The following is a 7934-nucleotide window of genomic DNA, read 5'->3' as shown; positions in this document are numbered from 1 at the left end:
CCTGGGGGGCGGTTTTCCCGGCTAGGCCAGCCGAGTAGTGGTGTGTCCGGGTCAGGACGTGGTCTCGACCCGGCTGCCGCCGACCCCTTTGACGACCCGGATCTGGTTCGGGATGCGCTGGCGCAGTTCGGTGACATGGCTGACGACGCCGACGAGCCGGCCGCCGGAACGCAGTTCGTCGAGAACGGTCATCACCTCGTCGAGGCTGCCCGGGTCGAGCGTGCCGAAACCCTCGTCGATGAACAGCGCGTCCATCCGCCGGCCTCTCGCCTCGGCCGTCACGACGTCGGCGAGCCCGAGGGCCAGTGACAGCGCCGCCTGGAAGGTCTCCCCGCCGGACAGGGTGGCCGTGTCGCGCTGCCGGCCGGTCCAGGCGTCGTCGACCAGTAGCCCGAGGCCGGCGCGCCGACGCTTGTCGCGGCTTTCCCCCGCGTCGTGCACCAGGGTGAACCGACCGCCGCTCATCGCCGCGAGCCGATGGCTGGCGGCGGCGGCCACCTCTTCCAACCGGGCCGCCAGCACGAAGCTGGACAGCGGCATGCGCTCGGTGTTGGCACCCCGCCCGGCGGCCAGATCGGCGAGTCCCCGCAGCTCGTCCGCCGCCTCTCGCAGCGGATCCAGGGTAGTGAGCTTCTCGGTGAACTCCGTGACCAGCGCGGCCAGCCGCTCGGCCCGTTCCCGGGCGCGTGCGGCCGTGGCGAGCGCGCTCTCGTCGACCTCACGGGCGTCGGTCACGGCCGTCTCGTGGTCGGCCAGCGGGACCTCGGTGCCCGGATCGACGGCGAGATCCTCGCCCGCCAGCCTGGCCCCGACGGCGACGAGCTCGTCCCGATGGGCCCGGGCCTCGTCCGCGGCGCGGCGCATCCAGTCGGAGTCCCGCACGGCCTCGGCGGCGTCGTCCAGGTCGGAGAACCCCGCCTGCCGCGCCTGGTCGAGGGCGGCCGTCCCGGCGCGGATGTGTTCGGCCCGGGCCTGCTCGGCAGCCAGGGCCGCGGCCTGCGCGGCCTCGTGATCGGCGGCGAGGGCGGTGACGGCACGGCGGCGCGCGGCCAGGGCGTCGGGGTCGCATAGCTCCGCCGGAACGCCGGCGAGCCGTCGGGCGGCGCGGTCCCGGGCGTCCGCCGCGCGTTCCCGGGCCGCCTGCGCCGCGGTCCGTGCGGCGGAATGGCGGGCCGCGGTCTCCTTCTCGTTCTCGTGGACCTCGCGCAACGCGGCCTCCGCCGCGGCGAGCTTCTTCGCCGCCCGGGTCCGGGCGCGGACCGCGTGGGTCAGCACGGCGGCGAGTTCATCGAGCCGATCCGCGACCGGCGCCCCGGAGCCGCCCAGCAGCGTCGCGACCGGAAGCGCGCGGATCTCGGCGAAGGCGGCCTCGACGCGGTCGTCCGGGTTCGCGCTGTGGTCCGGGTCCGTTGGGCCGACCAGGTCGGCGTGCAGCGCCCGGACCCGGGACTCCCAGTGGGCTACCGCCCGGCCCGCCCTCGTCGCGGCGTCGGCGAGCCGGTCCGCCTCCTGCCCGGCCGCGGTCTCGGCGTCCTTGCTCACATGGTCGGCCCGGGTTTCGGCCGGGTCGGGATGCTCCAGGGCCCCGCAGACCGGACAGGGCGTGTCATGGACAAGCGCGGCGGCGAGTTCGGCGGTGATGGCGTCGAATCGCTGCCGCCGGAGGTCGGATGCGTGGGTCCGGGCCGCGGATGCGTCTCGTTCGGCCTCGTCGGCCACGGTCCGCACCTGCCGCCCCTCCCGGACGGCGGAGGCCAGCTCCTTGGCCCACCGGGCCCGTTCGACCAGGCCGGGCAGAGCGGCGCCGGCCCGCCGGGCGACCTCCACCCGGGCCTCGGCCTCGACGCGGGCGCGGGGCAGCGTGACGCTGATCGCCTCGGCGAGTTCGGCGGCGGACCGGGTGTAGGCGGCCGTATCCTGGTCGGCCCCGGCGGCCTCCTCGGCGTCCTGCTCGGCGGCGGCGAGGGTGTCGGCCAACGTTCCCAGTCGCCCGGTCTCGGTGTGGGCGAGGCGGGCCAGGCGGGCGAGTTCCTCGGCAGGTGCTTCGGCAGGCCTCCCGGTGCCCTCCTCGGGCAGCGGTCCCGAGGGGGCGGGTTCCCCGGGAAGGAGCCCGGATGGATGGCGTCCGAGCCGGTCCCGGGCGTCTCGTTCGGCGGCCTCGGCCCGGTGGACCTCGGCGGCGCGGCGGTGGACCTCGCCCAGGGCGGGTGCGACGACGGCGGCCCGGCGGGCCGAGTCCAACTCGGTGGCGAGCAGCTCGATCCGGGGCGCCTGTGCCGCGAGCTCCTCTTGCCGGGCGGCCAGTACCCGGCGCTGCCCGACGCGTCGGGCGAGGTCGCGTGCCTGGTCCAAGGCCTCCTCGGCCGCGGTGCGCCGCGCTGCCGCCGCGCCGGCCGCCTCGTCGGCCGAGATGGCCGCCGCCGCGGCGGTCCCGGCGAGGTCCGAGGCCCAGCCGGCGTCAGCCGTCGGATCCTCCGGCTCGTCGACGGCCGCCACCTGCGAGACCCGGGCGGTCACCCGGTCGAGCTCGGCGCGGGCCAGCGCCAGCCGTTCGGCGGCGGTCTTTGCCTGGTCCAGCAGCCACTGCTCGGCGTACTCGAAGCGGTTGACGTGGAACAGCCGCTTCAGGAGCTTCTCGCGCGCACCGTGGTCGGCTTGGAGGAAGTCGGCGAAGCGTCCCTGCGGGAGCATGATGACCTGGAAGAACTGCTTGTCGCTCATGCCGACGAGCAGGTCGATCTCATGGCCGACGTCCTCCATGCGGGTGGCGACCGTCTCCCAGCCGCCGGCGCCGTCGAACCGTTCCAGCCGTGCCGTCGGATGGGCGCGGGTCGTCCCGCCGCCGCGTTTCGGCTTGTCCCAGGCGGGGCCGCGGGTGATCCGGAAACGTCCCGCCGCCACCGTGAACTCCAGCGTCACCTCCGGCCGTAGGGATGCCGCGGCGTGGTGCGAGCGCAGGTCCGGCGGCCCGGAGACCTCCCCGCGCATCCCCGGCACCCGGCCGAACAGCGCGAACCCGACCGCGTCGAGCAGCGTCGTCTTGCCGCCCCCGGTCTCCCCGCAGAGCAGGAGCAGGCCGCCGCTGCCGAGGACGTCGAAATCGATCTCGACGGTGCCGGGGAAGGCGCCGAACGCCGCCAGGGTCAGGTGGTGGGGACGCATCAGGCGACTTCCTCCTCGGCCCGGCGGGCGGCGCCGAGGGCTTCGGCGAGCAGAGCACGTTCCCGAGCCGAGGGAGCGCTGCGTACATGGGCGACGAAGGCCTCGGCGATCTCCAGCTCCGAGCGTCCCCGGGTCCGCCGGCCGAAGCTGAGTATCTCGTCTGGTTCCGTCTCCGGTTCGTGCGCGAGCCGCAGGGCGAAGGGGAACCGGCGCTGCAACCGGGCCATGGCGTCCATGGGGCGGACGGGGTCGGTCAGCACAGCGGAGACGAAGTCGGCCTCGTGCGGGGCATGGGCGGGGTCGGTGAGGAGGTCGGCAAGACTGCCGCGCAGCAGGGCCATCCGCCGCCGGGCGGGAACGCCGATGCGGGTCACGTTCCCCAGCCCGGTCGGACCGATCTCGACGAGCAGTGACGCTTTCGCGTCGCCGGACTCCGAGAAGGAGTAGGCCAGTGGCGATCCGCTGTAGCGGACGGACGGGGCGATCGCCTGTGGCCGGTGCAGATGGCCGAGCGCGGTATAGGTGATCCCCTCGAACAACTGGGCCGGCACATTGCCCACCCCGCCGACGCTGATGTCGCGTTCGCTCTCGCTCGCCGCCCCGCCGGTGACCCAGGCGTGCGCCACCACGACGGACCGGGCATCCGGATACCGTGCGAGGTCGGCCCGCACTGCGTGCATCGCCCGGTGCATCGCCTGGTGCATCGTCGCGGCGGGGATCCCGGCGGCCGGGACGTCCGAGCCAGATGGCGCCTGCGCCGGTTCGGGAAGCTGGGAGTTCGCCGCCGACGGCTCCAGGTAGGGAATCGCGTACACCCGGACCGCCCCGGCGGGATCCTCGACGACGACCGGATCCCCGACCGCGGCCGGATCCGTCCGGATGCGGACGCGGGGGTCGAGCAGGCCGGCCTTGTCGCCGAGCCGGCGGGCCGCGTCGTGGTTGCCACTGATCACCACGACCCGGGCGCCGGCATCGCGCAGTCGGGAGAGCGCCTCGTCGAAGAGCTCCAGCGCGCCCACCGGCGGGATCGCCCGATCGTGCACGTCGCCGGCGATGAGCACGACGTCAACGCCCTCGGAACGGACGACGTCGACGAGATGATCGACGAAGGCCGCCTGGGCCGGCATCAGGTCGTGACCGTACAGGCCACGCCCGAGATGCCAGTCGGACGTGTGCAGCGCACGCATGCGACCACGGTAGGCAATCCCGTCGAGATGATCGTCATGGGGGTCCGAACTGCGCGCCTTTCCGGCTGTTCCGGTTATCACCGTTCCGGGTCCCTGCCTGTCGCGGACCTGGCGGATCGCAGATCTGGATAACGGGATAAGGAGATGAGTAGGTCGCGGATGCAGGGATGAGTAGGTGACGGATGCGGGTGTAGGTGACGGATGCGGGTGTAGGCGACGGACGTGGGTGTAGGCGACGGATACGGGTGAGGAGCGATGAACGGCACGACCGCCGAGCCACCGGTAGCCTCGTAGCGGCGGGCAGCGCCGCGGCGCCCGCCTAACGGAGGACCCGAGATGAGCACCTCTGCGGAGGATGTCCGAGGCAGCGCCGTCCGTGCCAAGGCGGCGGCGGCCCTGCTGGCGCCGCGCAGCCGCGCCGAGAAGGACCGCGCGCTGCTCGCCATGGCCGACGCGTTGATCGCCCGTTCCGCGGAGATTCTCGCCGCGAACGCCGAGGACCTCGCCGCCGCGCGGGCGGCGGGCACCGCCGGGGCGATGGTCGATCGGCTCACCCTCACCCCGGCCCGGCTCGCCGGCATGGCCGACGGCCTGCGTCAGGTCGCGGCGTTGGAGGACCCGGTCGGCGAGGTCGTGCGCGGCCGGGTGTTGCCGAACGGGATGGAGCTGCGCCAGATCCGGGTGCCTCTCGGTGTCGTCGGGATCATCTATGAGGCCCGGCCGAACGTCACGGTGGACGCCGCGGGCCTGTGTCTCAAGAGCGGCAACGCCGCGTTGCTGCGCGGGAGCGCCTCCGCGCTACATTCCAACACCGCGCTGGTGGCGGTGCTGCGCGGCGCCGCCGTCGCGAGCGGCCTGCCGGCGGACGCGGTGCAGCTCGTCCCCGGGGTGGACCACGATGCGGTCAAGCACCTGATGCGGCTGCGCGGGCTCGTCGACGTGCTCATCTCGCGGGGTGGCGCGGGTCTGATCCGGGCGGTCGTCGAGGAGTCGACGGTGCCCGTCATCGAGACCGGGGTCGGCAACTGCCACGTGTATGTGGACGCCGATGCCGACCTCGACCAGGCGCTCGCGATCACCGTCAACGCGAAGACCCAGCGGGTTTCGGTGTGCAACTCGGCGGAGACCCTGCTCGTGCATGCCGGCGTGGCCGGGGAGTTCCTGCCCCGGGTGCTGGCCGCCCTGCACGATGCCGGGGTCACCGTGCACGGCGACGAGACGGTGTGCGCCGTCGATCCTCGGGTGCTGCCCGCCACCGACGGCGACTGGGCGGCCGAGTACCTGTCGTTGGATATGGCCGTCGCCGTCGTCGACTCCCTCGACGACGCGGTCGCGCACATCCGGCGCTGGAGCAGCGGGCACACCGAGGCGATCGTCACCCGGTCCCTGCCGGCGTCGCGGCGGTTCATCACGACCTGCGACAGCGCGGCCGTCATGGTGAACGCCTCGACCCGTTTCACCGACGGGGAGCGGTTCGGGATGGGCGCCGAGATCGGCATCTCGACCCAGAAGCTGCACGCCCGCGGCCCGATGGGGCTGCCCGAGCTGACCTCGACGACGTGGGTCGGCGTCGGCGACGGGCATCTGGTCACCTGAGGCCCGGGTCACCTGAGGCCCGGGTCACCGGGCCCGCCGGATCGGGCCGTCCGGGACGCAACGGAACCGGGAAGGGAATAGGTATGGGCTCGTTGGACGGGGTGACGGTGCACGGGGTGTCCGCGGTGCGGACCGTGCCGGGGCTCACCGCGGAGCAGGTCGACGCGGTGCTCTCCGACAACGCGCTGGCCTTCGTCGCCGGGTTGCACCGCACGTTCGCCGGCCGGCGTGCCGAACTGCTCGCCGCCCGGGCCGCCCGCCGCGCCGCGATCGCAGCCGGGGCCGCCCTGGACTTCCTGCCGCAGACCGCCGACATCCGGGCCGGGAACTGGCGGGTCGCGTCGCCGGCGCCGGGGCTGGTCGACCGTCGGGCCGAGATCACCGGCCCGACCGACGCCAAGATGCTCATCAACGCGCTCAACAGCGGTGCCCGGGTCTTCATGGCGGACCTCGAGGACGCCAACGTGCCGACCTGGTCGAACATGGTCGTCGGACAGCACAACCTGAGTGAGGCCGTCGCCGGCACGCTCGCCTTCACCTCGCCCGACGGCCGTCGTTACGAGCTCGACGAGTCCACGGCGACGCTCGTGGTGCGCCCGTGCGGCTGGCACCTGCCGGAGCGGCACGTCACCGTCGACGGGGAGCCGATCGTCGCCGCGCTCTTCGACGCCGGAATGTACCTGGTCCGCAACGCGCACGCCCTGCGTGCTACGGGCGTGGCGCCGTACTTCTACCTGCCGAAGCTGGAGGGTCATCTCGAGGCCCGGCTGTGGAACGACGTGTTCACCGCGGCGCAGGCCGAGCTCGGCCTGCCCGTCGGCACCATCCGGGCGACCGTTCTCATCGAGACGTTGCCCGCCGCCTTCGAGATGGAGGAGATCCTCTACGAGCTGCGGGAGCATTCCGCCGGACTCAACGCTGGCCGCTGGGACTACATGTTTTCCACCATCAAGACGTTCGCGTCCCGGCCGACTGAGTTCCTGCTGCCCGACCGCAACGGCGTGACGATGACGGTGCCGTTTCTGCGCGCCTACACCGAGCTGCTGGTCTCCACCTGTCATCGCCGCGGCGCGCACGCGATCGGCGGGATGGCGGCGTTCATCCCGTCGCGGCGCGACCCCGAGATCAACGCCGCGGCCCTGGCGAAGGTGCGCGCCGACAAGGAGCGGGAGTCCGCGGACGGGTTCGACGGGAGCTGGGTGGCGCACCCTGACCTGGTGCCGGTGTGCACCGAGGTCTTCGATGCGGTGCTCGGCGACGAGCCGAACCAGCTCACCCGGTTGCGTGACGACGTCAAGGTCGGCGCCGGCGACCTGCTGGCGGTGCGCGACACTCCGGGTTCCGTCACCGCGGCCGGGGTCCGCGGGAACATCAGCGTCGGGGTGCGCTACCTGGAGAGCTGGCTGCGTGGGATCGGGGCGGTCGGCATCGACAACCTGATGGAGGACGCCGCCACCGCTGAGATCTCCCGTAGTCAGATTTTCCAGTGGATAGCCGCCGGGGTCGTGCTCGACGACGGCCGTCCGGTCACGGCCGATCTGGTCCGGACCACTCTGGCGGAGGTGCTGGACCAGATCCGGCTCTCCATCGGCGCGGCCGCCTTCGACAACGGTCGCTGGAAGGACGCGGCGGCGGTGTTCGAGGAGACGGCGCTCGGCGAGACCTTCGTCGAGTTCCTTACTCTTCCCGCCTACGAGCGGATCGACTGAACCGGCGAACACCCAGGCGAACACCTCGGGAGAATCCCCGGGTGAACCGGCGGCGAACAGGTCGATGAGCAGCCCGTGGATATCCACCCGGCGGACGGCGGCGCGCAAGGCGTAGTCACCCGTCTGCGGCGCCAGCCTGGCAGTATGGACGTGGCGATGCCTGACACGGGGACGGACGGAAGGTGGCCATGTCGCTGCAGGAACACGCTTTCGCCGACGTCGCTGATGTGCGGGAACGGCTTCGCGTGACCGGATACCTCGCGGACGAGGCGATTGAGCC

General features: G+C 73.0%; 4 protein-coding genes. 2 read left to right on the top strand and 2 right to left on the bottom strand.

Going from position 1 to position 7934, the window contains the following annotated elements; genetic code table 11:
- Window positions 1–51: 51 nt before the first annotated feature.
- Entirely contained in the window at window positions 52–3162 is a 3111-nt protein-coding gene (locus AC08OX_RS12090; RefSeq protein ID WP_476607911.1) for an AAA family ATPase, read from the bottom strand.
- Window positions 3162–4349, bottom strand: coding sequence for an exonuclease SbcCD subunit D (locus AC08OX_RS12085; protein WP_476607912.1), 1188 nt, complete (start codon window positions 4347–4349; stop codon window positions 3162–3164). Before AC08OX_RS12085 ends, AC08OX_RS12090 begins: the two co-directional genes overlap by 1 nt.
- Before the next feature lie 336 nt (window positions 4350–4685).
- Between AC08OX_RS12085 and AC08OX_RS12080 the strand changes: the two genes are divergently transcribed.
- Both AC08OX_RS12080 and aceB read left to right on the top strand, forming a co-directional pair.
- Window positions 4686–5945 (top strand): glutamate-5-semialdehyde dehydrogenase, encoded by a 1260-nt coding sequence (locus tag AC08OX_RS12080; RefSeq protein ID WP_476607910.1) that lies wholly within the window; start codon window positions 4686–4688, stop codon window positions 5943–5945.
- Window positions 5946–6028: 83 nt separating this feature from the next.
- Window positions 6029–7654 (top strand): malate synthase A, encoded by a 1626-nt coding sequence (gene aceB / locus AC08OX_RS12075; RefSeq protein ID WP_476607909.1) that lies wholly within the window; start codon window positions 6029–6031, stop codon window positions 7652–7654.
- The last annotated feature ends 280 nt before the right edge of the window (window positions 7655–7934 follow it).

The sequence above is a fragment of the Frankia sp. CoBUL1 genome (genome assembly GCF_978021245.1).
Note: the sequence above shows the minus strand (reverse complement) of the source record. Positions and strands in the feature narration are given on the sequence as shown.